This is a genomic window from Nakamurella lactea DSM 19367 (assembly GCF_000426645.1).
In the GTDB taxonomy this organism is placed as follows: Bacteria; Actinomycetota; Actinomycetes; order Mycobacteriales; family Nakamurellaceae; genus Nakamurella; species Nakamurella lactea.
On the sequence record NZ_AUFT01000011.1, the window covers coordinates 95,974 to 119,947 of the forward strand.

The 23,974-nt window shown below is 68.4% G+C and carries 21 protein-coding genes and 1 pseudogene; 13 read left to right on the top strand and 9 right to left on the bottom strand.

Features of this window, described 5'->3' with window-relative positions; all coding sequences use genetic code 11:
* Positions 1–260 precede the first annotated feature (260 nt).
* Positions 261–1,157, bottom strand: a complete 897-nt coding sequence (locus tag K340_RS35150) for a class F sortase (protein ID WP_084614344.1) — start codon at positions 1,155–1,157, stop codon at positions 261–263.
* Between the two features lie 244 nt (positions 1,158–1,401).
* Between K340_RS35150 and K340_RS0112430 the strand changes: the two genes are divergently transcribed.
* Both K340_RS0112430 and K340_RS0112435 read left to right on the top strand, forming a co-directional pair.
* Positions 1,402–3,048, top strand: a complete 1,647-nt coding sequence (locus tag K340_RS0112430; RefSeq protein ID WP_029136944.1) for a molybdopterin-dependent oxidoreductase — start codon at positions 1,402–1,404, stop codon at positions 3,046–3,048.
* A 285-nt stretch (positions 3,049–3,333) separates the two neighbouring features.
* On the top strand, positions 3,334–3,915 hold the full coding sequence (locus K340_RS0112435; RefSeq protein ID WP_407662226.1) for a fasciclin domain-containing protein: 582 nt from the start codon (positions 3,334–3,336) through the stop codon (positions 3,913–3,915).
* Positions 3,916–4,235: 320 nt separating this feature from the next.
* On the opposite strand, the gene K340_RS0112440 is transcribed toward K340_RS0112435, so the two are convergent.
* On the bottom strand, positions 4,236–4,994 hold the full coding sequence (locus K340_RS0112440; protein ID WP_029136946.1) for an LLM class flavin-dependent oxidoreductase: 759 nt from the start codon (positions 4,992–4,994) through the stop codon (positions 4,236–4,238).
* Between the two features lie 22 nt (positions 4,995–5,016).
* Positions 5,017–6,981 carry an acetoacetate--CoA ligase gene (locus K340_RS0112445; protein WP_029136947.1) on the bottom strand — a complete coding sequence of 655 codons (1,965 nt, stop codon included), beginning with the start codon at positions 6,979–6,981 and terminating at the stop codon, positions 5,017–5,019.
* A 146-nt stretch (positions 6,982–7,127) separates the two neighbouring features.
* Here K340_RS0112445 and K340_RS0112450 point away from each other — a divergent pair, with 146 nt between their 5' ends.
* A complete protein-coding gene (locus tag K340_RS0112450) occupies positions 7,128–7,547 on the top strand; it encodes a TIGR03668 family PPOX class F420-dependent oxidoreductase (RefSeq protein WP_029136948.1) in 420 nt (139 codons plus the stop codon).
* Between the two features lie 110 nt (positions 7,548–7,657).
* Here K340_RS0112450 and K340_RS0112455 read toward each other — a convergent pair whose 3' ends face one another.
* Complete coding sequence (locus K340_RS0112455; protein ID WP_029136949.1) at positions 7,658–8,647, bottom strand: LLM class flavin-dependent oxidoreductase; 990 nt, start codon at positions 8,645–8,647, stop codon at positions 7,658–7,660.
* Positions 8,648–8,678: 31 nt separating this feature from the next.
* Complete coding sequence (locus K340_RS0112460) at positions 8,679–9,731, bottom strand: NAD(P)-dependent alcohol dehydrogenase (protein WP_029136950.1); 1,053 nt, start codon at positions 9,729–9,731, stop codon at positions 8,679–8,681.
* Between the two features lie 195 nt (positions 9,732–9,926).
* On the opposite strand from K340_RS0112460, the gene K340_RS29675 reads away from it, so the two are divergent.
* A complete protein-coding gene (locus tag K340_RS29675) occupies positions 9,927–10,307 on the top strand; it encodes a response regulator (protein WP_029136951.1) in 381 nt (126 codons plus the stop codon).
* On the opposite strand, the gene K340_RS34310 is transcribed toward K340_RS29675, so the two are convergent.
* Positions 10,270–12,753 carry an ATP-binding protein gene (locus K340_RS34310; RefSeq protein ID WP_161632102.1) on the bottom strand — a complete coding sequence of 828 codons (2,484 nt, stop codon included), beginning with the start codon at positions 12,751–12,753 and terminating at the stop codon, positions 10,270–10,272. The two genes, K340_RS29675 and K340_RS34310, sit on opposite strands and share 38 nt — an antisense overlap.
* Before the next feature lie 183 nt (positions 12,754–12,936).
* Between K340_RS34310 and K340_RS37525 the strand changes: the two genes are divergently transcribed.
* Positions 12,937–13,623, top strand: a complete 687-nt coding sequence (locus K340_RS37525; protein ID WP_084614350.1) for a response regulator — start codon at positions 12,937–12,939, stop codon at positions 13,621–13,623.
* A gap of 264 nt (positions 13,624–13,887) precedes the next feature.
* On the opposite strand, the pseudogene K340_RS37530 reads toward K340_RS37525, so the two are convergent.
* A pseudogene (locus tag K340_RS37530) lies at positions 13,888–15,099 on the bottom strand (MFS transporter); the annotation flags it as partial.
* 132 nt (positions 15,100–15,231) lie between these two features.
* Between K340_RS37530 and K340_RS0112480 the strand changes: the two are divergent.
* Together K340_RS0112480 and K340_RS0112485 are read left to right on the top strand one after the other, a co-directional pair.
* Positions 15,232–16,206: a LysR family transcriptional regulator gene (locus K340_RS0112480; protein ID WP_029136952.1), complete on the top strand. Its 975-nt coding sequence runs from the start codon at positions 15,232–15,234 to the stop codon at positions 16,204–16,206.
* Positions 16,207–16,314: 108 nt separating this feature from the next.
* Positions 16,315–17,376, top strand: coding sequence for an SLAC1 family transporter (locus K340_RS0112485; protein ID WP_029136953.1), 1,062 nt, complete (start codon positions 16,315–16,317; stop codon positions 17,374–17,376).
* A gap of 381 nt (positions 17,377–17,757) precedes the next feature.
* On the opposite strand, the gene K340_RS37290 is transcribed toward K340_RS0112485, so the two are convergent.
* Positions 17,758–18,342: a DapH/DapD/GlmU-related protein gene (locus tag K340_RS37290; RefSeq protein ID WP_029136954.1), complete on the bottom strand. Its 585-nt coding sequence runs from the start codon at positions 18,340–18,342 to the stop codon at positions 17,758–17,760.
* A 180-nt stretch (positions 18,343–18,522) separates the two neighbouring features.
* Here K340_RS37290 and K340_RS0112495 point away from each other — a divergent pair, with 180 nt between their 5' ends.
* Positions 18,523–19,503, top strand: coding sequence for a DUF389 domain-containing protein (locus K340_RS0112495; protein ID WP_029136955.1), 981 nt, complete (start codon positions 18,523–18,525; stop codon positions 19,501–19,503).
* 52 nt (positions 19,504–19,555) lie between these two features.
* Here the strand turns inward: K340_RS0112495 and K340_RS29690 are convergent, their stop codons facing one another.
* Complete coding sequence (locus K340_RS29690; RefSeq protein WP_051266081.1) at positions 19,556–20,182, bottom strand: hypothetical protein; 627 nt, start codon at positions 20,180–20,182, stop codon at positions 19,556–19,558.
* Between the two features lie 134 nt (positions 20,183–20,316).
* On the opposite strand from K340_RS29690, the gene K340_RS0112505 reads away from it, so the two are divergent.
* The 5 genes from K340_RS0112505 (at position 20,317) to K340_RS29695 (ending at position 23,963) form a co-directional block, all read left to right on the top strand.
* Positions 20,317–20,700 (top strand): hypothetical protein, encoded by a 384-nt coding sequence (locus K340_RS0112505; RefSeq protein ID WP_211229405.1) that lies wholly within the window; start codon positions 20,317–20,319, stop codon positions 20,698–20,700.
* Positions 20,701–20,739: 39 nt separating this feature from the next.
* Entirely contained in the window at positions 20,740–21,309 is a 570-nt protein-coding gene (locus K340_RS0112510) for a GNAT family N-acetyltransferase (protein ID WP_029136957.1), read from the top strand.
* Positions 21,310–21,381: 72 nt separating this feature from the next.
* The gene (locus K340_RS0112515; protein ID WP_029136958.1) at positions 21,382–21,999 is read left to right on the top strand and encodes a hypothetical protein; all 618 of its coding nucleotides are present in this window, start codon (positions 21,382–21,384) and stop codon (positions 21,997–21,999) included.
* A 103-nt stretch (positions 22,000–22,102) separates the two neighbouring features.
* A complete protein-coding gene (locus tag K340_RS0112520; protein ID WP_029136959.1) occupies positions 22,103–22,672 on the top strand; it encodes a dihydrofolate reductase family protein in 570 nt (189 codons plus the stop codon).
* A gap of 40 nt (positions 22,673–22,712) precedes the next feature.
* Positions 22,713–23,963: an amidohydrolase family protein gene (locus tag K340_RS29695; RefSeq protein WP_037364432.1), complete on the top strand. Its 1,251-nt coding sequence runs from the start codon at positions 22,713–22,715 to the stop codon at positions 23,961–23,963.
* Positions 23,964–23,974: the final 11 nt, after the last annotated feature.

Sequence of the window (23,974 nt, forward strand, 5' to 3'; positions counted from 1 at the left end):
CGGGAGAGATCCGCGAAGCGCAGCACCCCGACCATCGGGTGCGAGTCGCCGGAGATGACCCGGTAGCTCTGGGGGTGGGTACCGGCGCCCAGTCCGGACGACAGCCGGGTGGCGATCTTGGTTCCGTCGCCGTTCGGGTGGAACGCAGTCTCGGTGTCGACGCGCGTCGGGATGAGCCATTGCACCGTCGGCATCGGATGCGATGATGCCAGATATTCGTTGCCGGCCGACCGCCGGAATGCCCACATCGAATACGCAGGTCAGGCCCGATGGGAGGAGACCAGAGTGGCGTAGGCGACGATATTGCTCTCGTAATGGCCGCTGCCAGGGTCGAAGGTGCCACCACAGGTGATCAACCGCAGGCCGGCATGGTCGATGTTCCCGTACACCTCAAGAGTCGGGAAATCGTCCTTGCCGTACGAACGGACACCATCGATCCGGAACACCGCGACGGTGCCGTCGGCGCGGCCGATGTCCACGGTATCGCCGGGCTTCAGGGTGCCCAACCTGTAGAACACACCCGGTCCATATTTGGCAGAGTCGATGTGTCCCAGGATGATCGACGGACCTGCGGATCCGGGCGTCGGAGAGTTCTTGTACCAGCCCGGCTTGGAATCAGGGTCGTTCAGGTCGGGGACCTGCACACTGCCGTCCGCGTTGAGCCCGAGGTCGATCAGCGGCGCGTCCACACCGATCGTGGGAATGGACAGCGACACCGGCGCTGAGGCAGGCAGGACCGGTCCGGTCAAGTCCGGCCTGGTCGGGTCCGGTGTCGGAGTGCCGACAGCAGTGTGCGCCGTGCCGGTCGTCGGGCTCGGCACGGTGGTGACGCGCGGGTTCGACGGTTCGGGGGAACTGCGGGTGTCTGACGGTGCCGTGGTCGCTAGCGCAGCGGTGGACCGGGTGATCGGGTCGGTGGACGCCGCGTCACCGGGAGTCCGGCCGCGCTCCGGTTCACCAGCCCGATCCGTGCGGGTGGCGCTCGCACTCGAAACACCGGGGCCATCGATGGAGCCGGCGGCCGACGCCGGAGGCATCGGTGGTCCCGTCCTGCTACCGGCCCAGGAGACCGCGATCAACGTGATACCGACTGCACACAGCACGGCAGCGACAGCCACATACAGCCGCCAACTGATCCGACGGTGGGTCCCTGCCATCGAACACTCCCTTTCCGCCTGCCGTTGGGGTTGCCGACCGTACTCCGCAGCAGGCACCGTGATCTGTGAGACCTGCGGACCCCACCCGCTCGACCCTCGGGCTTCGGCGGTGATGTCACCGCCGCAACACTGGTGATCCGGCGGGGCGCCTGTGATGGATGGGTCCAGGTTCGAAGTCCCTCGGGGAATTGACGATTCCGGTGCTGGCACCCATCCGTCACCGGGTCCGCAGCGGACACCGGGTATGGACAACACGACGTCGACGCCGCGGCGTTCCGCGCGGCGACCGGGTCTGCCGCTCGCGGCGCTGATCGGCGTCGTCGCGGTCGGCCTGGCGCTGGGGGTCGCGGAACTCCTTGCAGCGCTGGGCGGCTGGTTCGGGTGGTGGGGCGTCAGTACGTCCCCGGTGGTGTCGCTGGGCTCGACCTTCATCTCGCTGACGCCGGAATGGCTCAAAGAGTTCGCCATCCGGACGTTCGGGCAGCACGACAAGGATGCGCTGCTGGCCGGGATGGGCATCACCTTTCTGCTGATCGCCACGATCGTCGGAGTGATCGGACGCAGTCGGCCGCGTTGGGCCGCCGGCATTCTGGCTGCCGGTGTCATCGCCGCTGCCATCGCGGTACTACTGCGACCGGCTACCGGCATTGTCGATGTCTTGCCCACCGTGTTGGGTGGCGCGGCAGGGATCGCATTTCTGGTCAGTGCGCTGCGACGAGCACTCAATTGCCCGCTACCGAATGCAACCCATCCTGGAGCTGACCCGGCCGAACGCAGTACTCCTGCAGACGGTCTCGCCGGTTCGCCGCGCAGTGCCATCACGCCACAGTCCAACCGCCGCGGCTTCGTTCGGCTCATCGGGCTGGGAGCGCTGGCGGCCGCGACGGCCGGCGCGCTCTCCCGCTGGATACCGTCCACCGAGCAGGTGACAGCCAGCCGCGCAGGCATCGTCCTGCCCACGGCGGCCGACCTTCAACCGGCCCCGACGGTTGATCTGAAAACCCCAGGTCTGACGCCATTCCTGACGACGAATGCCGATTTCTATCGGGTGGACACCGCATTCGCCGTGCCCCGGATCACCGCCCAGGATTGGCGACTGCGCGTGCATGGCATGGTCAGCCACCCGTTCGAAATCGACTTCGCGGAGTTGACCGCGATGACGCTGGTTCAGCGAACGATCACCCTGTCCTGTGTCTCCAACGAGGTCGGCGGCAACCTCAACGGCACCGCGACCTGGGTCGGCGCCCGCATGGCCGACATCCTCGGCCGCGCCCGACCCCAGCCGGGCGCCGACTGCGTGCTGTCCACCAGTGTCGATTCCTTCACTGTCTCTACGCCGTTGGCCGCGCTCACCGACGGGCGGGACGCGCTGCTCGCGGTCGGCATGAACGGCGATCCGCTCCCGCTGGAACACGGCTTCCCTGTGCGGATGGTCGTGCCGGGCCTGTTCGGCTACGTCTCGGCCACCAAATGGGTAGTGGACCTGGAAGTCACCACGTTCTCGGCAGTCAACGCCTACTGGACCAAGCGCGGCTGGTCGGCCAACGGCCCGATCAAGACCGAATCACGCATCGACATCCCCCGCGGATTCGCCCAACTGAAGACCGGGCCCGTTCCGATCGCCGGTGTCGCCTGGGCCCAGCACCGCGGCATCACCGCTGTGCACGTGCAGATCGACGACGGCAGCTGGCTGCCGGCCACCTTGTCCGCCCCGTTCAGCATCGACACCTGGCGGCAATGGGTCTACCTGTGGAACGCCACACCGGGCGAACACACCATCCGCTGCAGGGCCACCGACGCCACCGGAACAACCCAAACCAGCGCCGCGGCACCGATCATGCCCGACGGAGCCACCGGCTACGACTCCAGAGTCGTCACCGTCAATCCCTAACCCCCAGCCCGGCCCAGCGCAATCGCCGCTGCCAGCCAACGGAATCGGTAGACACCAGGTCCACCGACAACAAGAAGAAGGAGCATCACCATGTTGCTGAAACGCACCCTCACACTGGCCGCCGCAGCAGGAATCGCACTGGCCCTGACCGCCTGCGGATCCTCCACTCCCGCAGCCGATTCGGGCTCGGCCACCTCGGCACCTGCGACCTCGGTACCCATGACCTCACCGATGAGCTCAGGCGCCATGAGCGGCATGGGATCACCAGCCATGGGTTCCGGCGAAATGGGCAGCACGGACTCCGAGGCGATGGGGTCCGGCGCCATGGGCAGCATGGACTCGGGGGCCATGAGTTCAGGTGCGGACCCGGCCGCCGATCTCGTCGGACCAGGCTGCGCCGACTACGCCAAGCAGGTACCCACCGGTGCCGGATCGGTCACCGGAATGGCCGGCGACCCGGTCGCGACTGCTGCCTCGAACAACCCGGTGCTGACCACTCTGGTGGCGGCAGTATCAGGCCAGCTCAACCCTAAGGTCGACCTGGTCAATACGCTGAACAACGGCCAGTACACCGTTTTCGCCCCTGTTGATGATGCGTTCAAGAAGATCCCGGCAGCGACCATCGACAAGCTCAAGACCGACTCCACGCTACTGTCGTCCATCCTGACCTACCACGTCATCTCCGGGCAGCTGTCCCCTAGCCAGATCGACGGGACGCACACCACGGTCAACGGAGCGAAGGTCACCGTCAGCGGCTCCGGAGACAACCTCAAGGTCGGCGACGCATCGGTGATCTGCGGCGGAGTCCACACCGCAAACGCCACCGTCTACCTCATCGACACAGTGCTGATGCCCCCGGCAAAGTAAGAGCTCCCCCAAGAACAACCCGCCCGTTGGGCGGCCGGCGCAGAGGTGCCTGCCGCCCAACGGACAGTCTCTACCCGGCGGCCGCGAGTCTCAGCTCGTCATGAGTGCGGTCGATCTCAGCGGTGATCTGCGCAGAGGCGGATGCTCCGAATCCGGAGATCGCCGTCGCAGCTGGCACGGGCCGCCAGCACCGCGTCCCATCCTGACGGAGGGCTCGATCATCTCCGCCGTCGAAGGCGACACGTCAGCCGCCAAAGAGCGTTCAGCGGAAGGGCGAGGCGCTGATTGAAGGCCACCGCTGACGCCACTCGTCGTGGCATTCAGAACGGTGGATACAGCGCCCTGACCTGTTCGGGCGTCGGCCCACCCGGTTCGATGAGGACGACGGCGTCATCGAAGCCTGCTTCCGCATAGCGGTGCAGCACATCACCGGTCGGTCCGAGGTCGTCCATGCCGGCCAGCCGGATCGCGCAGACGACGGCCCGCCGGCCCCCGGCCGCCCGGAATCTCTCGTGGGCGGCGACGATCTCATCGGGAGTCCGCCGAATCCCGGACGCCAGCCACCCGTCGAACTCACCAGCGGCCCGCTGGACGTTGGCGCCCCACGAGCCGAGCAGCAGCGGCGGCCGGGGTGGCAGCACGGCGGCGGGGACCAGGTCGGCCTGCTCGTCCCGACCGTGGTCGAGCAGGAAACGCAGCCGAGCCACGTTGGCCTCGAAAGTACGAAACCGCGCCGGGTATTCCCGGTCGAGGGCGCCGAAGTCGGTCCGGGTCGACCCAGGACTGACGCCAATCGTCAGCCGGTCGCCGCAGACGATCTGCAGCGACAGGATCCGGTGCGCCAGCTCGGCCGGATGGTGCAGCGGAACCTGTAGTGTCGCCGTCCCCAGCTCCACCCCGGCGGTCGCGGTGGCCGCCACCGCCAACGTCACGAACGGATCGGGTACCAGGGAGCCGCGACCGATGATCTGGGGCACCCAGAGACTCTCGAAGCCCGCCTCCACCAACCGTTTCGCCCACGCTGCGGTTGGCCGCGGCGGCGCGGCAGAGAAGTGGGCGAGGGTCGCGCCTAGCCGCATGGGTGCTCCGTCAGCCCGGTGTTCAGCGGAGCCGCCACCGCCGGTCCGCGGCGAACTGCGCGTACCAGCGCAGCGCGTCGGGATTGTCGACGGCGGCGAGGTTCGCCGCCTTCTCCAGTGGCTGTCCGGCGAGCATCTTCTTGATCGGCACCTCCAGCCGCTTGCCGGTGAGGGTATGTGGAACCGCCGGCGCCTCGACGATCTCGTCCGGCACGTGTCGGGGCGTCAGCCGGGTCCGCAAGGTGGCGGCGATCTTCTGCTTGAGGTCGTCGTCGACCGCGAACCCGTTGGCCGGCACCACGAACAGTCCCAGCCAGTACCCGTCGTCGGGCAGGTCCAGCCCGACCACCAGGGTGTCGGCGATCTCGGGCATCGGCTCCAGCACGTCGTAGAAGTCGGCGCTGCCCAGCCGCACCCCCTGCCGGTTCAGCGTCGCATCCGAACGCCCGTGGACGGAGACGCTGCCGTCGGCGTGGATCGTCACCCAGTCACCGTGCCGCCACACCCCGGGCCAGGTGTCGAAGTAGGAATCGTTGTAGCGCACCGACTCCGGGTCGTTCCACAGATACACCGGCATCGACGGCATCGGCGCCGTGATGACCAGTTCCCCGACTGATTCGACGACCGGCTGGCCGTCGTCGTCCCAGGCAGCGCAGTCCACGCCCGCGAGCCGACCACCGATCCGGCCGACCTGGACCGGCGCATACTCGTTGGCGCCGACGAACGATCCGGAGATGTCGGTGCCGCCGCTGGTCGAATCGATCCGCAGATCCGGGCTGACGTGCTCCATCACCCAGTGGTAGCCGGCCGACGGCAGCGCCGACCCGCTGACCATCAGCTGCCGGAGCCGGCTCAGGTCGAGCCCCTGCCCGCGCGGGGAAACGCCGGCGTTGGCTCCGGCGGTGATCACTGCCGCGCCGAGCAGCATCACGTCGGCCCGGGTCCGGGCGGCGACCTCCCAGATTGCGCCCGGCGGATGGCCGGGGCTGCCCTCGTAGAGCACCAGGGCGGCCCCCTGGGTGAGCGCGTTGAACTGGATGTTCCACAGTGCCCACCCGGTCGAGGTGTAGGTGAAGATCCGCTCGCCCGGGCGCAGCCCGGCGTACAACCCGGACCACTTGAGGCCCTCCAGGGTGATCCCGCCGTGCCCGTGCACCAGGCCCTTGGGCAGGCCGGTGGTGCCGGAGGTGAACAGCACCCACAGCGGGTGGGAGAACTCGACCTGGTCGAACACCAGCGGCTCGTCGGTGGCCACCAGGTCGGCCCACGGCACCGAACCGGCCGGGTCCGGACGGTCGAACACGTACGGAACGTGCACGAAGTGCCGCAGCGTCGGCAGTCCGTCACGGAGTTGCGCGACGACGTCCCCGCGGTCGATCACCTTGCCGTTCCAGTGATATCCGTCCGCCGCGATCAGCACGGTAGGTTCGAGCTGGGCGAGCCGGCCGATGGTGCCGTCGGCCCCGAAGTCCGGGGAACAGCACGCCCAGACGGCGCCGACCGCCGCCGCGGCCAGGCAGGCGATCACGGCGTGCTCGGTGTTCGGCAGGTACGCGGCGACCCGGTCGCCGGGACGCACCCCGGCCCGGCGCAGCCAGCCGGCCGCCGACGCCACCGACCGGCGCAAGACGCCGAACGAGATCTCCCGCTCCGGCAGCCCGCCCTCCTGGACGCACACCAGCGCGACGTCGTCGTCGGCTCCTCTGCGCAGCTGGTGCTGCGCCCAGTTCAGCCGGGCGCCCGGGAACCAGCGGGTGTGCGGCATCGGATCGGCGGTGCGCACCTGCCGCCACGGCTGGCTGACGTCGAGGTGGTAGTACTCGACGACGGACAGCCAGAAGCTGTCCAGGTTTTCGACCGACCAGGTCCACAGGGCGTCGTGGTCGTCGAACGGCCGGCCCTCCCGGACCTGCAGCCAGTCGAGGTATTCGCGCAGCGCAGATCTGCGGATGCGCTCGGCCGATGGGACCCACAGCGGCTCGTTCATCACTGGCTCCCTCGCCGGTCGGCGCTAGGGTGGGGGCGCGACAGGCGCCGCCGGATCTGTCCATGCTCGCAGGAGAGGTTGCCGCCGATGGTCACCACCCGACCGACAGCGATCCGGCACCTGCCCCGGGCCGTGCGGGCCGACTGATGCGGCTGCCGACGGCGCAGGCGCGGGCCCGATTCGCCGCCGCGCGGGTGGCCAGGCTGGCCACCGTCTCGGCTGACGGGACACCGCATTTGGTGCCGGTCACCTTCGCCGTGGTCGGCGACCGGATCGTGTTCGTGGTCGACGACAAGCCGAAGACCACCACCCGGCTGCGCCGGCTGGCGAACATCGCGGCCCGGCCGGCGGTCTGCCTGTTGGTCGACGTCTACGACGACGATTGGAGTCGCCTCTGGTGGGTACGGGCGGACGGCATCGCGACCGTCCTGGACGTGGACGACGAGGCGGTGGACGCGCTGGCCGCCCGCTACCCCGTCTACGTCGAGCGTCGCCCGCGCGGTCCGGTCGTCTCGATCGAGGTGACCGGCTGGACCGGCTGGGCGGCCCAGGGGCCGTCGATCTGAGGGCCGCCGCCCTGACGGCCCCCGGCCTTCCGCGAGCACGGCACCGCCGACCGCCGGCCCGCTCACTGCCGACAATCGTTGGCCCGCAGCGCTGTTCACCGTGCCGGTCCTCAGACCGAGTTCACCTTGGGCATGATCTCCTCGGTCAGCCGCTTCATGTCGTCCAGCGTCTTGGCGGTGGGCACGTCCCGGAACGGCGGCCACAGCAGCGGCATCGTCAGGCCGGCATCGGCGTAGCGCTTGAGGATGTCCTCGATCTGCCGGGCCGAACCCACCAGCAGGTTGGACGCCTTGCCGGCCGGCGTCTGGTCCGCGTCGTCCTCGGTGATCACGAACCAGATCATCGAGCACATGTCGAAGTCGTCCGGCAGGCTCCGGCCCATCTCGCCCAGTTCCCGCTCGATCTCGGTACGCCATCGGACGATCTCCTCCGGGGTGTCCTGGATGCCGATCCAGCCGGAGAGTCCGTACTTGGCAATGCGTCTGGCCGACCGCTTCGGATCCTTCAGCCCGCTGAAGTAGATCGGTGGGTGCGGCTTCTGGATCGGCTTGTGGCCGAACCCGGACGGCTCGAAGTCGGCGAATTCGCCGTGGTATTCGAACAGTTCGTTCGTCCAGATGCCCTGCATGATCTCGATGGTCTCGCGGACATGTGCGTGTCGGCGTGGGAACAGCTGCGGGACACTGGCGGCGGCGAATTCCTCGGGCATCCAGCCGGCGCCGACTCCGACGTTGAGCCGGCCGTTGGACAGATGGTCCTGGGTGGCCAGTTCTGCGGCGAGGATCGCCGGTGCGCGGTAGGAGGTGTCGATGATGCTCATGCCGATCCGGACCTTCTGCGTCTTCGCGGCGAGCCACGGGATCAGCGTCATGCCCTGGAACCACTCGCCCCTGGCGATCACCGGCATGCCGGTCGGGAACTCCGTCATCATCCCGAACGGGTACTGCAACTCCCCCCGGTCGGACGCCTCCGGGACCACCAGCCGGTCGAGCGCCCAGACGGAGTCGAAGTCCAGATCCTCGGCCAGCGCGGTCAGATCCTCGAGTTCCTTGATCGTCACCTTGTCGCGGAAGTTGGGCAGGTACAGAGCGAGTTTCATGGCTTTCGGCCTTCCTGGGGGCGTCGTCGGGTCAGAAGGTGATCAGCGGCTTGATGATGCCGTCTTCCTTGTTCTGCATCATCGAGAACCCGGTCCCGACGTCGTCGAAGGCGAAGGTGTGGGTCGTCATCCGGGTCGGGTCGAACCGGCCGGTCCGGATCAGCGCGAAGATCCGCTGCATCCGATCATTGCCGCCCGGACACAGGCCGCTGTGAATGGCCTTGTCGGCCATCCCGAGACCGAAGGCGTCCAGCGGAACACGCAGCGGCTCCGGGTTCTCGCCGTGGTAGCCGATGTTCGAGACCCGGCCGCCGGCCTTGGTCACCCGCAGGCAGGCTTCCCAGGTCTGCGGGAAGCCGAGCGCCTCCACCGCCGCGTCGACCCCCTCGCCGTCCGTCGCCTGGATGATCTGCTCGACCGCGTCGCCCTTGGTGAAGTCGATGATGTCGGTGGCGCCGTAGGCCTTTGACAGTTCCTGGCGGTTCGGGATCGACTCGACCGCGAAGATCCGCGAGGCGCCGAGCAGCGAAAGGCCGATGGTCGCGGAGAGCCCGACGGCCCCCTGGGCGAACACCGCGGCGGTGTCGCCGAGCTTCAGGTAGCAGTGCTCGGCACCCATGAATCCGGTGGACAGCATGTCGCAGGCGTACACAGCGGCCTCGCTCGAGACGTCCTCCGGAATCGGCGCGACGTTCGCCTTGGCGTGCGGAACGAGGAAGTACTCGGCCATGTTGCCGTCGCGTTGGGCGGTGTACTGGTACCCGCCCAGCGGCCCGCCGCACTGGCTGGTGTAACCCGTTTGGCAGTAGCGGCATTCGAAGCACGGCGTGACGGCGTTGACGGCCACCCGCTGTCCCTCGGTGAACCCGGTGACCGCCGAGCCGATGGCATGGATCACGCCGAGCGCCTCGTGCCCGAGGGTGACGCCGTCCTTGACCGGCAGCGCGCCCTTGACGGTGTGCACGTCCGAGGTGCAGATGAGTGCGTGGGTGGTCTTGACGATCACATCGTTCGGACCCGGTTCCGGGATCGGCTTCTCGACGATCTCGGTCCGTCCGACCTCTGGCATGACGAAAGCCTTCATAGTGCCCACCTGAGCGCTCCTTTGCAGTCGATGGCCGTGTCGATGTCCTGCCAGGCTAGGAGCAGCGGGCGGCGGCCAGAAGTGCCGAGGGCACCAGGCGCCTGTAGTTCATTTGAACCATCCCGGCCGGCGCCACCGCCGACTACTGTCGGATGATCGACCGGCTCTGGCGAGGATGCGCAATTGGACATAGTCGTGGTGGACGACGATCCCGCCGGTCTGGAGCTGCTCCGCATTCTCCTGGAGGCCGACGGGCACACCGTACGCGCGTGCGCGACCGCGGCCGGCGCGGTGGACCTGCTGAACGATGCCGTGCCAAGGGTTCTGGTGACCGACCTGATGATGGGCGCGGATCGCCAGGGCGGCTTTCGGCTCATCGATCAGGTACGCCGCCGCCCGGAGCTGGACGGATTGCCGGTGGTGGCGCTGACCGGTGTGACCAGCGCGCGGGACCTCGGGCGGGCCCGCGCCGCGGGCGCGGATGTCTGCATGACGAAACCGATCGACGTTCCGGAGTTCCTGCGCGCGTTGCGCGAGATCACTGCGTCGACGCGGTCACCCGGGGCTCCTGACTGATCGTCCCCGACGCCCGGGGCGCAGCCGGTGAGGGCGCAGAGGGAAGCACCAGACGGAAGGTCGTGCCCCGGTCCGAGGAGTCGACCAGGGTGAGGTCGCCGTCCATCGCTCGCATCAGCCGCCGCGAGACCGCAAGTCCCAGACCGGATCCCGCGGCTGCGGTGTCGTCACCCCGGTGGAACGGGGTGAACAGGAACGGCAGCAGGTCGGTCGGGATGCCCCGGCCGGAGTCCTGCACCAGGAACTCGTTCGGCCCGACCACGACGGCGACCGCACCGCCGACCGGGGTGAACTTGATCCCGTTCCCGAGCAGGTTCAACAGCACCTGGCGCAGCCGATGCCGATCCGCCCGGACCGGCGGGAGCCCCGAAACCGCCTGCGTCCGTAGGACGATGGAGCGCTCGGCGGCCAGCCCCGCGACGATCTCCATCGCCTCGGCGACGACTTCCTGCGGCGCGACGGACTCGGGAACGAGCTGCAGTTGCCCGGTCTCGGCCCCGGTGACGTCCAGCAGATCGTTGATCAGCTGCAGCAGATGCCGACCCGCACCGAGGATGTGCTCGATGCCCTCGCGCTGACGTTCGGGCGACAGCGGCAGGCTCTGCAATGCCTGGGCGAAGCCGATCACCGCGTGCAGCGGGGTCCGGACCTCGTGGCTGACCAGCGCCAGCAGTTCGCTCTTGGCGCGGTCGGCGGCCTCGGCCACCTCCTGTTCGAGTCGGGCCTGCCCGACCTGGCGTCGCTCGGTCAGGTCGAACAGCTCGATACAGAAGTGCCGGGGCTCCCCGGCCGGTCCGCGGATCAGCGAGCCGCTGATGGCGGCCCAGACCGATTCGGTATCCGGGCCGGCCCGGCGCACCCGGACCTCGGCCGTCGTCAGACTCTGGTCGCCGTCCGGGCGAGCCAAGGTCGAGGTCAGCGCGGCCAGGGTCGCGGCGGCGTCCTGCTCGACGAGCAGCCCGGCGATGGAGGTCCCGACCAACGGCCGACCGGCCATGCCGACCAGGGCGGCGTTAGCGTCCTGGATGGTGCCACTGGGACTGACCAGCGCGATGCCAAGCCCCGCGGCCTCGAAGGTACTGCGGAACCGGGCCTCGCTCTCCACGAGTTGTCCGTGCAGCGCGGCGGTACCGATCGCGACGGCGGCGACGTGAGTGAGTCGCTGGACCAGCTCGGTGGCCGACGGACCTGGCACCCACGGAGCGCGGTGGTACACCGCGAAGGTGCCGAGCACGATGCCGCGGTCGACGTCGAGGATCGGCCTGGACCAGCACGACCGCAATCCGTAGGTCAGCGCGAAGTGGCGGTAATCGATCCAGCGCTCGTCGGTGGCGATATCGGCGGAGACGACCTCTTCCCGGGTGAACGCCGCGGTGCCGCACGAGCCGGCGAGCGGACCGATGGGCAGCCCGTCGATCGCCGCGCGGTACGGCGGTGGAAGCCGGGCGCCCGCACCGTGTCGCAGGGTGCCGGTTTCCTGATCCAGCAACAGGATCGAGCACACGCTGGCCGGCAGGTGCCGCTCCATCGTCGCGACCAGGGCCTCCAGGCTCTGCGGGAGCGGGTCGCGCCGGGCGATCCCCTCCAGGATCGACGCGAGCGTCCAATCCGGGTCGCGATCGGCAGCGCCGTCTGCGGTACTGACGTCTGCGGCACTGCCGCCCGCGGTGGCGGGTCCGCCGATGACGGGAATCCGCAGCACCGCGCGCACCCCGGTGGCATCGCCGCGAGGCTCAACATGCAGGCTGCCGCCGTGATCCGCGGCGTACTCGGCGGCCTCGGCGAGCCCGAGCCCGTCGCCGGGTGGGTTCCACCCGCTGACGAACGGCCGTAGCGGATCGCCCGCCGCCCAACCGTCCGGCAGCCCGCAACCGTCGTCGACGATCGTCAGCGCTGCCCAGCCGGGCGGTTCCTCGGCCACCCGGACCGTGACGACCCTGGCACCCGAACGCCGGGAGTTGGCGATCAGCGCGGACACCGCCCGAGCAAGCCGATGCCGGTCGACGAGCACCGGGATCCGGGCGCCGCAGTCCATCCGCAGCTCGACCCGTCCCTGTGTCCGCAGGCTGCGGCAGGTTCCGCCGACCACCTCCGCCAGATCCGCCAGCTCCAGCGACGCGCCGTTGCTGCGGGTCAACCGCCCGGCCTGCCAGGCCAGTTCCGTACCGCGCGCCGCCAGTCGCCGCAGGTGATCGGCCCTGGCCGGATCCGAGGGACTCAGCAGATGGGCCATCATCGCCACGGCCGAGGCATTGCCGGCGACCTCGTGGGCGGCCGCACGCGTCTGTTCCCGCGTCAGCCGAGCCTTTTCGGCCAGCGCACGGGCCGCGGCGCCGGCCGCCGTCAGCACCGCCTCGTCAGGCACGGTTTCCGCGATACACGGCAGCACCACGTCCGCCCCGGCGAGCTGCGCGGCGAGCGCTTCCGCGGGCGAAGTCGACTCCACGAGCGCGACAATGGCACTATCGGGCGAAGACCGGCGCAACGCTGCGACCTCGCCCGCCCGCACCACCCGGACCGGATCCGGCCGGGGTCCAGCGTCGGCGCCTTCTCGGAGGAACTCGTGCATGGTGGTCCATCCCGCTGCGACAGTCACGACGTCCCGGCACGTGCGGAGGTAGCGGCGCCGATGACGACTGACCGAACCGTAACACCGCGCGACAGGGCCACGGTGTTGATCATCGACGACCACAAGGTCTTTGCCGAACTGCTCGCCGAGGTGCTCGGCTCGCGCGGCCTGGACGTCGTCGGGAGCTACGGCAGCCTGGCTGACGGGCTGGCCGCGGTCGCCGACCTCGTTCCCGACCTCGTGCTGCTCGACCATCGGTTCCCCGGCGACACCGGCGCGAGCAGCGTTACTGCGCTGAAACGACTTTCACCCTCGACCCGGGTGTTGATGCTGACCGCCGCCGACGAACGTGCCGTGCTGCTCGAAGCAATGAACGCGGGCTGCGACGGCTTCGTCACCAAGCGCCAGGACATCGACGAGGTGCTGGCTGCGGTCGCCGCCGTGTTGCGCGGCGACACCCCGATCTCGCCGGACATGGTCGGCGCGCTGTTCGCCGGCCGGCCGAGTCCGCTCGGATCCGACCTGACGCCCCGCGAATCGGAAGTCCTGCAACTGATCGGCGCCGGCCACTCCAATCAGCAGATCGCCACCGCCCTGGGCATCAGCGTCAACACCGTGCGCAACCACGTCCAGCACCTGCTCGGCAAGCTCGGTGCGCACTCCCAACTGCAGGCCGTCTCGATCGCCTCCCACCTCGGCCTGCTGCGCTCCAACCGCGGCGGCATTGCGGGACGAGCGTCGCGGTAGGCCGAGGAAAGCAGCCACCGCGGCGGCCACCAGCACCCAGGACATTGCCGTCAGGACGCTGCCGGTCGCCCGGGCGAAGTCGAGCTGGACGAACTGCGGGATGGTACGAATGGCCTGGCCCGAGCCGGATTTCAGCTCGGCGATGCCGGCGGCCAGCCGATGCGCAGGGGCGGCCGCGGCGCCATGGCCGATCAGTGAGGTGGTCAGGTGGGAACGGAACTGCGCCACCATGACCGTTCCCAACGCGGCCAGACCGAGACCGGCGCCGAGGTTGCGGACGGTCTGGGTGATACCGGTCGCCTGGCCGTAGGCCGAGCTCGGCGAGTGGTTGAGCGCGTCGGTGTTGGCTTGTCCGAGCAGCAGTCCCATGCCGGCGCCGGACAGCACGATGAACATCACCTGCTGGCCGATCGACAGCGACGTCACGTGGGTGGCCCACAGGTGCAGACCGACCGCAGCGAGCACCGCTCCGAGGACGACGGGTCGGCGGGCGCCGATACGATCCAGCATCCGGCCCCCGAACTGCGCGGCGACGGCAAAGCCGGCGAAGAAGTACAGCAGGGTCAGGCTTGCGGTAGCCGGGGTCTGCCCGAGAGCGATCTGTCCGTACTCACTGGCGAAGAAGAACACCGGAACGAAGACGATCGAGGCCGCGAAGAGAATGATGTTGTCGACCCGGAAGGACCGGTCGCGAAAGATCTTCAGATCCATCAAAGGCTCCGCCGTGCGCAGTTCGACCAGTACGAACGCGGCGAGCAGGGCAACCGCGATCGCGATCGCACCGATGGTGAGCGGGCTGGTCCAGCCCCAGCCTGCGCTTTGCTGCAGCCCGAACACCGCGAGCCCGGATCCGGAGGTGATCAGGGCGAGCCCGGGAACGTCGAGGCGGGCCGGGCGGGGATCGTCTTCGGTCTTGGCCAGCGCAATCAGCACCAGGGCGATCACGGCAACCGGGATGTTGATCCAGAAGATCGAACGCCAGGTCCAGGCGGCCAGGAAGCCGCCGAGGGCCGGTCCGACCGCGGTCAGGGCGCCGGCGATGCCGAAGAACGTGGCCAGCGCCCTTCCGCGATGCCGCGCGTCATAGGCGCTGACGACGATGGCCAGAGCGGCCGGGTACAGCAGGGCGCCGCCGGCGCCCTGCAAGGCGCGAAAGGCAATGAGCCAGGGTTCGGCCAGGCTGCCCGCCGGCGTGAACCCGCACATCGCTGAAGCCGCAGTGAACACGACGACGCCGATCGTCACCATCCGGCGCCGACCGATGGTGTCGGCGAGGCGGCCGCCGAAGGCGAACAGCGCGGCCATGGCGAGCAGGTAGGCGTTCACGCCCCATTGGAGCCCGCTACTGGTCAGGCCGAGGTCGGCCTGGATGCTCGGCGCCGCAACGGACACGATGGTCTGGTCGATGAAGGTCATCGCGACCGCGAAGGTCATGGCAGTCACTGCAAGGCCGCGGCGGCTGATGTTGGTCGACATGATGTTGCCTGCCTTTCGGTGCACCCCGGTGGTGCGTTGGACTCACCGTTGCGCGACGTGGCCCCACCGAGTAGGTACCTCGTCCGTGTCCATGTACAAGACAGACTTGTAGCCGACGGATAGGCTGCGTGGATGCCGTTGAGTGGTCATGTTCCGGACCTCGATGCGCTCGAGATCCTGTTGGCTGTCGCACGCACGGGCAGCTTCAACGCAGCCGCGACCGGGGCCGGAGTGAGCCAGCAGGCCGTCTCCTCCCGGGTGCGGTCGATGGAGGCGCAGATGGGCGTCGTGCTGGTCCGCAGGGGACCGCGCGGCTCGCAATTGACCGCTGACGGTGTGGTGGTCGCCGAGTGGGCGGCGAAGGTTCTGGAGATTGCCGCCGAGTTCGACATCGGGCTCGCGGCGCTGCGTCAGGACCGCCGCTCCCGGTTGCGGGTGAGCGCGAGTCTGACGGTCGCCGAACAGTTGCTTCCGGCGTGGCTGGTGGCGTTTCGGATCGCTCGCGCCGGCGGGGACCCGCGCGGGGGCGCGATGGCTCGGCCGACCGAGATCGAGCTCACCGCGGTCAACAGCGAGACCGTGCTGACGCACGTGCGAGAAGGGTTCGCCGACCTGGGGTTCGTTGAAGGGCCCCGGATCCCGTCAACGTTGCGCAGTCGGGTGGTGGGCCACGACGAACTGGTCACGGTGGTCGCGCCGACGCATCCGTGGGCTCGCCGACGGACACCGTTGACGGCGGCAGAATTGGTCGCCACCCCGCTGGTGACCCGCGAGCGGGGCTCGGGGACCAGGGACGCCCTGGACGCCGCCGTCAGGCAGGTGCTGGGCGACGGTTACGAGCACGCAGACCCGGCGATCTCGTTGTCGACGACGACGGCGATCCGAGCCGCGGTGTTGGCCGGCGCCGGACCCGCCGTCCTGAGTTCTTTGGCGGTGCGGGACGACATCGGTCGGGGACAATTGGTGCAGGTGCCGGTCGACGGTTTGGACGGCCGCCGGGCGCTGCGGGCGGTCTGGGCGGGTGACCGGCAGCCGCCGGCCGGCGCCGCGCGAGATCTGATCGCCCACATCGCCGGCAGCCAACGTGGGACGCCGCTACGGCCTTGACGACTACCCGGCGTCGACCCGGCCGCCGGTAGCTACCAATCCGCCTTGTACCGGCCCAACGTCGACACACCTACTCTGCGGCCGCCTTCGGCCGGACAGTTAGGCGCTATGAAGCACACATCAGCTGACCATCAATCGCCGACCGCGACGCTTCCGCCGGTCCGGATCACACCCAACCTGTTCGCCATCAGCCTCGGACTCGCCGGCCTGGCGCAGACCTGGACCCTCACGACCCGGGTCGCCGGAACCCCGCCGGCGATCGCCGACGGGCTATGGCTGGTAGCCGGTGCGGCCTGGCTGATCACCTTGCTGCTCTACCTGCGATCAGTGCGGCAGGCCGGTCGGTGGCATACCGAATTGAGCGATCACGTCTTCGGGCCGTTCGTCAGCATCCCAGCAATCGTCGGGCTGTTGTTGGCCGGTGGGCTCGAGCCACACGCGCACATGGCCGGGCTGGTGTTGTTCGTGGTGTCGCTGATCGTCGCGCTGGCGCTAGCCGGACACCTGCTCGCCGTCTGGGCCATGGACGACGCTCCGTCGACGCATTGGCATCCCGGGTACTACCTGCCGTCCGTCGGTGCTCCGATCGTGGCCGCCGGCGAGGCCGCCGTGTTCGGCGCTCCTGGGCTCGCCCGATTGTTGTTCGGCTTCGGCATTCTCAGCTGGGTGCTGATCGGCGGCATCCTGCTGCACCATCTGGTCGGGCTGGAGCGGCTGCCGAAGCCGTTGATTCCGACGATGGCCATCCTGATCGCTCCGCCGGTCGTTGCCGGCAACGCATGGTTCGCGATCAACGGCGGCCGGGCCGATGGCATCGCTCTGGGTCTGGCCGGCTATTCGGTACTGATGGCGACGGTGCAGCTGAGCCTGATCCGGGCGTATCGCACCGCCCCGTTCGGTCCGGGCTGGTGGTCCTACTCCTTCCCGTACGCAGCCACCGTTGGCAATGCGATCGGCTGGGTGTGGATCGAGCACGTGCCACACGCCACCTTGGTGACCTACCTGCTGCTGTCGGCCATCACCGCCTTCGTCGGGATGCTCGCGGTGCGCACTGTCGTTCGGATCGCCAGGCGCACCTTCCTGCCGCGACTGCAGCCGGTGGCCGTGTCGCCGACGGGCCTGCCGGCAATGCCGGCCGCCTTCGGGTCCGCCTTGACACCAGCGGCCTGAGGCGACCTGACGCCCCGTACGACAGAAAGATTCCCTCCATGGTCGGCTCACCCGAGGTAGCGTCGTCGCAAGGAGGTCACCATGCCCATGCCCCGGCTGTGCCGAGTCGGTCTGCATCATTTTGTGGACTTTCCTGACCCGAACCCGGAATCCGGCGGGCTGGAGAAGCAGGGTTACCGTGCCTGCACGCGGTGCAGCAAGGAGAAGGACGCGACCGTCTATCTGTCCCGATCCGCACAGTGGCGACTGCCTGCAACGTCGAACCCCGCGGTGCCCGAGGGACAATCGTTGCGTCAGCCCAAGAATCGATGACGCGTAGGTAGCCGACACGCAATTGGCAGCTGGGTGTTTACCCGCTCCGGTGATCACGCCGCCCAGGCTTCACCGCGGTGACGCGTCAAACCCGGTCATCCGAATGAGTTTCGCCGGCACCCCGGCGACGACCGCGTTGGCCGGAACGTCCTTGGTCACCACACCACCGGCGCCGACGATCGCCCCGTCACCGATCGTCACGCCCGGAACCACCGTCACCCTGGCGCCGAGCCACACCTTGCGGCCTATCTGGACCGGCGCCGGGATCATGTCGGCGCGCCGGTCCGGATCGAACCCGTGGTTGAGCGTGGTCAGGATGCTGCCGTGTCCGATGAGAGTCCCGTCACCGATGGTGATCCCGCCGGTGTCCTGGAAACTGCACCCCATGTTGACGAAGACGTCCCGGCCGAGCGTGAGGTTCTTGCCGAACTCGCTGTAGAACGGCGGAAAGACGGTGACGGACTCGTCAACCGCCTTGCCGGTGAGTCGCGACAGTAGGGCGCGTACTTCTTCGGGCGCGCGGTATCCGGTGTTGAGCTCGGAGATGATCCGCAGCGCCTCCTGGGCGATGCCATGCATGAACGCGTGCTGATCCGAGCCACCGACGATCGTCGCGCCGCGGCTGACGTGGTCCAGGAAGTCGGACAGCTCCATGATTCGGATCCTGCCACGCCGATGGCGCAGACGGCATGACGAGCAGCTGGGGTGGCTCTTGCTACCCGCGCCCGGCGCGTCGTCGGCGGTTGCCCGCAATCATCCTCCGAGGGTGACGTCCGGACGGCGGGGAACCGGAAAAGGTGATCATGCAACCCTCCAGAGAATCGGAGTTCAGCCATGGTCGGTACCGACGACGTCGCGCGGATGCGGTCGCAGCTGTTCTTCGAGGGTGACGACGCCGGCCGCCGGATCAGTCGATTCTGGCTACTGTTGGTGCTCGCGGCGATCATCGCCGGCGCCGGCGTCGCCGGCGATTCGACCGCAACCGTCATCGGCGCCATGATCGTTGCCCCGCTGATGTCCCCGATCCTCGGGATCGTGCTGGCGATGGTGCTCAACAATCGGCGCAACCTGCTCCGGTGTCTGGCCACGGTCGTCGCCGGCGTCGTCGTTGTCATCCTCATCGGCTTCCTGGTCGGCCTGGCGAAGGTCGAGCCGGTCACCGCAGCGACGAATTCCCAGGTCGCGGCCCGGATCAGCCCCAAGCTGATCGATCTGGTCGCGGCTCTGGCCACCGGCGCCGTCGGATCGATTGCGCTCCTGCGCTCGGACATCAGCGACACCCTGCCGGGAGTGGCCATCGCCATTTCGCTGGTGCCGCCGCTGAGCGTGGTCGGGATGACGTTGGAGTCCGGGGCACCGGCGGAAGCCGGCGGCGCCCTGCTGCTGTTCCTGGCGAACGTCTCGGCGATCATGGCCACCGCGCTGGCGGTGATGGCCGGATACGGCCTGCTCGGTAGCCGGATGACAGCCAAGGGCAAGACTCGGCGTTGGCGCCGCCCCGGTGTCCTGGTGATCGCCGCGCTGGCCGTGATCGTCGCCGTTCCGCTGGTGCTGACTTCCATTCGGCTGGCCCAGTCGACGACGGCAACGGACAAGGTCTCGCAGGTAGCGAGCGCCTGGACCGAAACGAAGGGGTGGACGGTGGTTTCGGTGACGCCGACTGCCGAGGGCTACTCGATTCGGGCCATCGGGCCGCTGCCCATCCCGAGCAGCGCGGACCTCAGCTCGGCCCTGGATTCCGCCGGCCTCAGCGGCACCATCGTCCAGGTCGAGCTCATTCCCGAAGTGCGACAACAGCTCCGACCGGGCGGCTGAACCCTTGCCGGTCGCCGGCTTCCGCCGGGACCTGGCCGGGTCACGACTCTCGTCAGCGGCACCATCCCTGCCCCAATGGCAGGTTGCGATCGGCGCGCCGGTCGCGCGACTGCTGCACCCAAGTTCGCAGGGCAGAAGCGGTCTCGGAGACGCCGCCCTCAGAAGCGTCGATGGTAGTCACCGACCATCGCGGGTCCCATCTGTGCCACGAACGCCAGCGATCCCATCGCATGTCGGGCGCGGACCCTTCGGTGATGACTTCTGGCTGGTAGGACGGATCTTCGGCATGGCAGCGGTGCCAGCGCGCCCAGTTGTTGAACGCCTCTTTGGCCTCTGCGGGCCACCTGCCGGGATCTCGTTGCTCCAGCCGATCGGACCGGATCCGGTCTTGAACATCGATGAGGCAGACCGCCAACTCCAGCCGGCTTGCCTCCGGGATGGCCAGCAGCTCACCAATAGGCGACTGTCCGGTGAGCAGTAGGTCGGTGTCCTCGGCCTCAAGGGCGATCGCCAACCGCACCCACCGCCGCAGATCGCCTTGCCGCCAGGCGGTATCGGCATCGCTCGGTACGCCGTGTTCGTCGCTGTCATGGATGGCGACGCCCTCCACTGCCGTGCGGATCGCGGCCGCGGCGGTGGATTTTCCCGAACAGCTTGAGCCGGTCACCAGCAGCAACATGTGCAAAGGCAACACGATCGCGCGGCAGAGCGCAGCTGGATTTTCGGCGGGCGATCAGGCAGTTCAATCGGGCGCTTCTACTGGCTGGCCGCTGTCCTACAGGGGGACCAACCGTGATCGATCGAATCCCCGCGATGGTCGAGCGCGCCTGCCCGCCAGCGCAATCGCCGCCTGAGACAGCCGGGGAGAGCATTATGGGCAACATGAACATCGAGCTCCTGATCGTCCCAGGGTGCCCGCACGAACGAGCTGCGGCGAGGCTGCTCCGCACCGCAATGGACGAAGTCGGACTCGGCTCGGTCGATTTTCGCACGGTCACCGTCGCCGACCCAGAAACGGCCGAACGCATCGGTTTCGCCGGATCACCAACCTTCTCGGTCGACGGCATGGACCTGTTCCAGGACCCGTCGCGCTCGACGGCACTCGCCTGTCGGCTGTACCGGCACTCAGGTGGATTGGCCGGAGTTCCAGACCTCGACGACCTCCGCACCGCGCTGCGGGCGACGACTGGTCTGTAGCCGCGAACCAGCACGAACTCGGCATGGGACGATGGCCAGGTGCCCTCCTTGGTGTTGCCCGTGGTCCAGGCGGATCGGATTCGTGACCGCGACCAGCCGATCCTCGAAACAGGCTCGGCGCGATTACGCCCGTGGTCGGATGCCGACGCTCCTGCACTGGTCGAGACCTACCAGGACCCTGATATTCAACAGTGGCACGCGCGGTCCATGGCGCCGGCCGAGGCACGGGACTGGATCCGAGCGGCGCACACCGGATGGCGCGACCAAAAGCTGGCGAGCTGGGCCATTGACGTCGATGGGCAGTTGGCCGGCCGGATGACCCTGAGGCTCAACCTCGACGAAGGCAGGGCCGTCGTCGGGTACTGGACCACGCCAGGTTTTCGAGGCCAGGGACTCGCGCCGGCCGGGCTGATGACAGCCACCAACTGGGCGTTCGGCCTCGGATTTCACCGCGTCGAGCTGGAGCACTCGACCCGGAACAGCGCCTCGTGCCGGGTCGCGACGAAGGCGGGCTTCGCCGCCGAGGGCACCCGGGTCAGCGCCGTACTGCACGCCGACGGTTGGCACGACATGCACACCCATGCCCGAGTCGTCGAGACTCGCGGCTGACGGCCCGGACCTTCCGCTTCCGATACCGCCGCGAGGGCAGCAGAATCCGTCCAACCGAATAGGCTCAATCGCATGCTCGACGACGAGGAGATCGTTCGACTCTACGGCCCGTGGCATCACCGGACCCCGGCCGATGCTGTCGAACTCTTCAACGGATACTCCGGCCGCTGGTGGATCGCCGGCGGGTGGGCGATCGAAGCATTCACCGGAATCCCCCGCACTCACGGCGATCTCGATCCCAGCATCCCGCGCGATGACGTACCGCTGCTGCGTCAGCATCTCGCATCGCGGCTCGACCTGTGGGCGGCCGACAGGGGCACCCTCCGCCCGCTCGTCGGTCGGGTGGACGAACCACTCTCCCCGACCTGCGGGAACCTCTGGCTGCGTGCCAGCGGCTCCGATCCTTGGGAGTACGACGTCATGCTGATGGACGCAACCGCCTCGACCTGGACCTACAAGCGGGACCCGCGGATCACCCTCTCCGCGGACGAGATCCTCTGGAACCAGCAGGGAATCACCTATTTGCGTCCTGAGATCCAGCTGTTCCACAAGGCGCCGGGACTACGACCGAAGGACCAAGCTGACTTCGCCGCCTGCAGGCCGCGGCTCGATCCGACCGCCCGCCGGTGGCTCCGATCGGCTCTGCAGCTGGCCCATCCCGACCACCCATGGACCGACCAGTTGCAGTGACCTGCAGAACGGGCTCACAGGTGAGAACAGGCCGGGCGTCTACTACGCTGGACGCCACACTGACCAGTGCCCAGAACGCGGCCGATCGTGAGGGTGTCGTGAAATGACCAAGCTGATCTACGTGACCAATGTGAGTCTGGACGGCTACATCGAAGACGAGCGTGGCGCTTTCGACTTCGGCCCGGCGGATGACGAGGTGTTCAGGTCCTGCACAGAAATCCTGCAGTCCGCGGGCACGTTCCTCTACGGGCGGCGCCTCTACGAAGCCATGGCCGTGTGGGAGACCGATGCCACGTTGGCGGCGCAGTCCGACCTGATGGCCGACTTCGCGACCGCCTGGCAGAGGGCGAACAGGATCGTCTATTCCACGACACTGACCGCCGGGGCGACCGCCAACACTCGCATCGAGCGCCACTTCGACCCCACCGCTGTGCGCGAACTGAAGGCCGCGGCCAGCAGCGATATCACCGTTGGGGGTGCGAACCTCGCGTCCCAGGCATTCAAGGCCGGTCTGGTTGACGAGTGTCAGCTGTTCGTCTGGCCCACGGTGGTAGGTGGGGGAAAGCCGGGCTTACCGATCGACGCGCGCGTCGACCTCGAGCTCATCGATGAACGCCGATTCGGAAACGGTGTCGTACTCCTCCGGTATCGCCCACTGGGGCGCCTAGCTTGAGGGGCAAGACGGACGACTTACCCGAGGAGCGATCATCCCGATGACGGACACGGCCATTCTGCTGGACTTGGCAATTCTGAATGCCCGACTGATCGACGGCTCGGTGGTGACGATCGGGATCCGGGATGGTCGTTACCGGGTGATCGCTGCGGCCGACCAGGTTGACGCGGCCGGCGCGTTATCGACCATCGACGCGGCCGGTGGCCTGGTGACCGAATCGTTCGTCAACGGACACCTGCACCTTGACAAGGTGTTCACCTTGGGCTCGGTCGGTGACGCTGCGCTGGAGGCGTACGTCGGCGGGTCAATGGGTTCGGCGATGACCTCGATCGAACTGGCGTCCAGGGCCAAGGCCGGGTATCAGGTCGACAGCGCAAAGCCGTTGATCCGCAAGGCATTGGATGACGCGGTTCGCAACGGCGTGCTGCATGTCCAGGCGTTCGTCGACCTGGACGCGGCCGCCGGACTCAAGGGATTCGAGGCGGTTCAGGCCGTGCGGGAGGACTATCGGGATTTGCTGGATCTGCAGGTCGTGGCCTTCCCGCAGGACGGGTTGATCAAGGACGCCGAGGCCATGGCACTCTGCGAACACGCACTGCGCCACGGCGCTGACGTTGTCGGCGGCATTCCCTGGATCGAGTACACCGACGCCGATGCACAAGCCCACGTCGACTGGGCCTGCGGGCTGGCCCGGGAAACCGGCAAGCGGGTGGCGATGCTGGTCGACGACGCCGGCGACCCGGCGCTGCGGACCACCGCGATGCTGGCCCAGGCAATGATCGACAATGACCTGATCGGTCGGGGCGTGGCCTGCCACGCCAGAGCGTTGAGCCAGTACCCGGAGCCGACCGTGCGCCGACTGATCGGGTTGGCCCACCGAGCGGGACTCGGCTTCGTCACCGATCCGCACACCGGGCCGCTGCACCTGCCGGTCCGCGAGTTCCTCGATGCGGGACTGCCGGTGGCGCTGGGCCAGGACGACATCGAGGACGCCTACTATCCGTTCGGCCGCAACAACATGCTGGAAGTGGCCTTCCTGGCAGCTCACCTGCTCGGATTCCTGTCGGTACCCGACCAGCACCGGCTGGTGCAGATGATCACCACCGGGGCGGGACGGGTCCTCGGGCTTCCCGCCCACGTCATCGCGGAAGGCAACCCGGCAAATCTCTGCGTGCATGCCGCGACGCGGGTGGTCGACCTGCTGCGCGAGCACGCCACGCCACGCTGGGTGATCCGCGGCGGCGCCGTCATCGCCGAATCGGAGATCTCCAGCGCCATTCATCGAAGCTGACCGGTGCGCCG

Coding starts and splice junctions, on each gene's coding strand:
- K340_RS0112480 (WP_029136952.1), top strand. CDS start 15,232: ATGCCGTTGAGTGGTCATGTTCCGGACCTCGATGCGCTCGAGATCCTG.
- K340_RS0112515 (WP_029136958.1), top strand. CDS start 21,382: ATGCTCGACGACGAGGAGATCGTTCGACTCTACGGCCCGTGGCATCAC.
- K340_RS0112495 (WP_029136955.1), top strand. CDS start 18,523: ATGGTCGGTACCGACGACGTCGCGCGGATGCGGTCGCAGCTGTTCTTC.
- K340_RS37290 (WP_029136954.1), bottom strand. CDS start 18,342: ATGGAGCTGTCCGACTTCCTGGACCACGTCAGCCGCGGCGCGACGATC.
- K340_RS0112520 (WP_029136959.1), top strand. CDS start 22,103: ATGACCAAGCTGATCTACGTGACCAATGTGAGTCTGGACGGCTACATC.
- K340_RS0112445 (WP_029136947.1), bottom strand. CDS start 6,981: ATGAACGAGCCGCTGTGGGTCCCATCGGCCGAGCGCATCCGCAGATCT.
- K340_RS0112485 (WP_029136953.1), top strand. CDS start 16,315: ATGAAGCACACATCAGCTGACCATCAATCGCCGACCGCGACGCTTCCG.
- K340_RS0112460 (WP_029136950.1), bottom strand. CDS start 9,731: ATGAAGGCTTTCGTCATGCCAGAGGTCGGACGGACCGAGATCGTCGAG.
- K340_RS0112450 (WP_029136948.1), top strand. CDS start 7,128: ATGCGGCTGCCGACGGCGCAGGCGCGGGCCCGATTCGCCGCCGCGCGG.
- K340_RS0112455 (WP_029136949.1), bottom strand. CDS start 8,647: ATGAAACTCGCTCTGTACCTGCCCAACTTCCGCGACAAGGTGACGATC.
- K340_RS29690 (WP_051266081.1), bottom strand. CDS start 20,182: ATGTTGCTGCTGGTGACCGGCTCAAGCTGTTCGGGAAAATCCACCGCC.
- K340_RS0112505 (WP_211229405.1), top strand. CDS start 20,317: ATGGTCGAGCGCGCCTGCCCGCCAGCGCAATCGCCGCCTGAGACAGCC.
- K340_RS37525 (WP_084614350.1), top strand. CDS start 12,937: ATGACGACTGACCGAACCGTAACACCGCGCGACAGGGCCACGGTGTTG.
- K340_RS0112435 (WP_407662226.1), top strand. CDS start 3,334: ATGGGCAGCACGGACTCCGAGGCGATGGGGTCCGGCGCCATGGGCAGC.
- K340_RS0112430 (WP_029136944.1), top strand. CDS start 1,402: ATGGACAACACGACGTCGACGCCGCGGCGTTCCGCGCGGCGACCGGGT.
- K340_RS0112440 (WP_029136946.1), bottom strand. CDS start 4,994: ATGCGGCTAGGCGCGACCCTCGCCCACTTCTCTGCCGCGCCGCCGCGG.
- K340_RS29695 (WP_037364432.1), top strand. CDS start 22,713: ATGACGGACACGGCCATTCTGCTGGACTTGGCAATTCTGAATGCCCGA.
- K340_RS35150 (WP_084614344.1), bottom strand. CDS start 1,157: ATGGCAGGGACCCACCGTCGGATCAGTTGGCGGCTGTATGTGGCTGTC.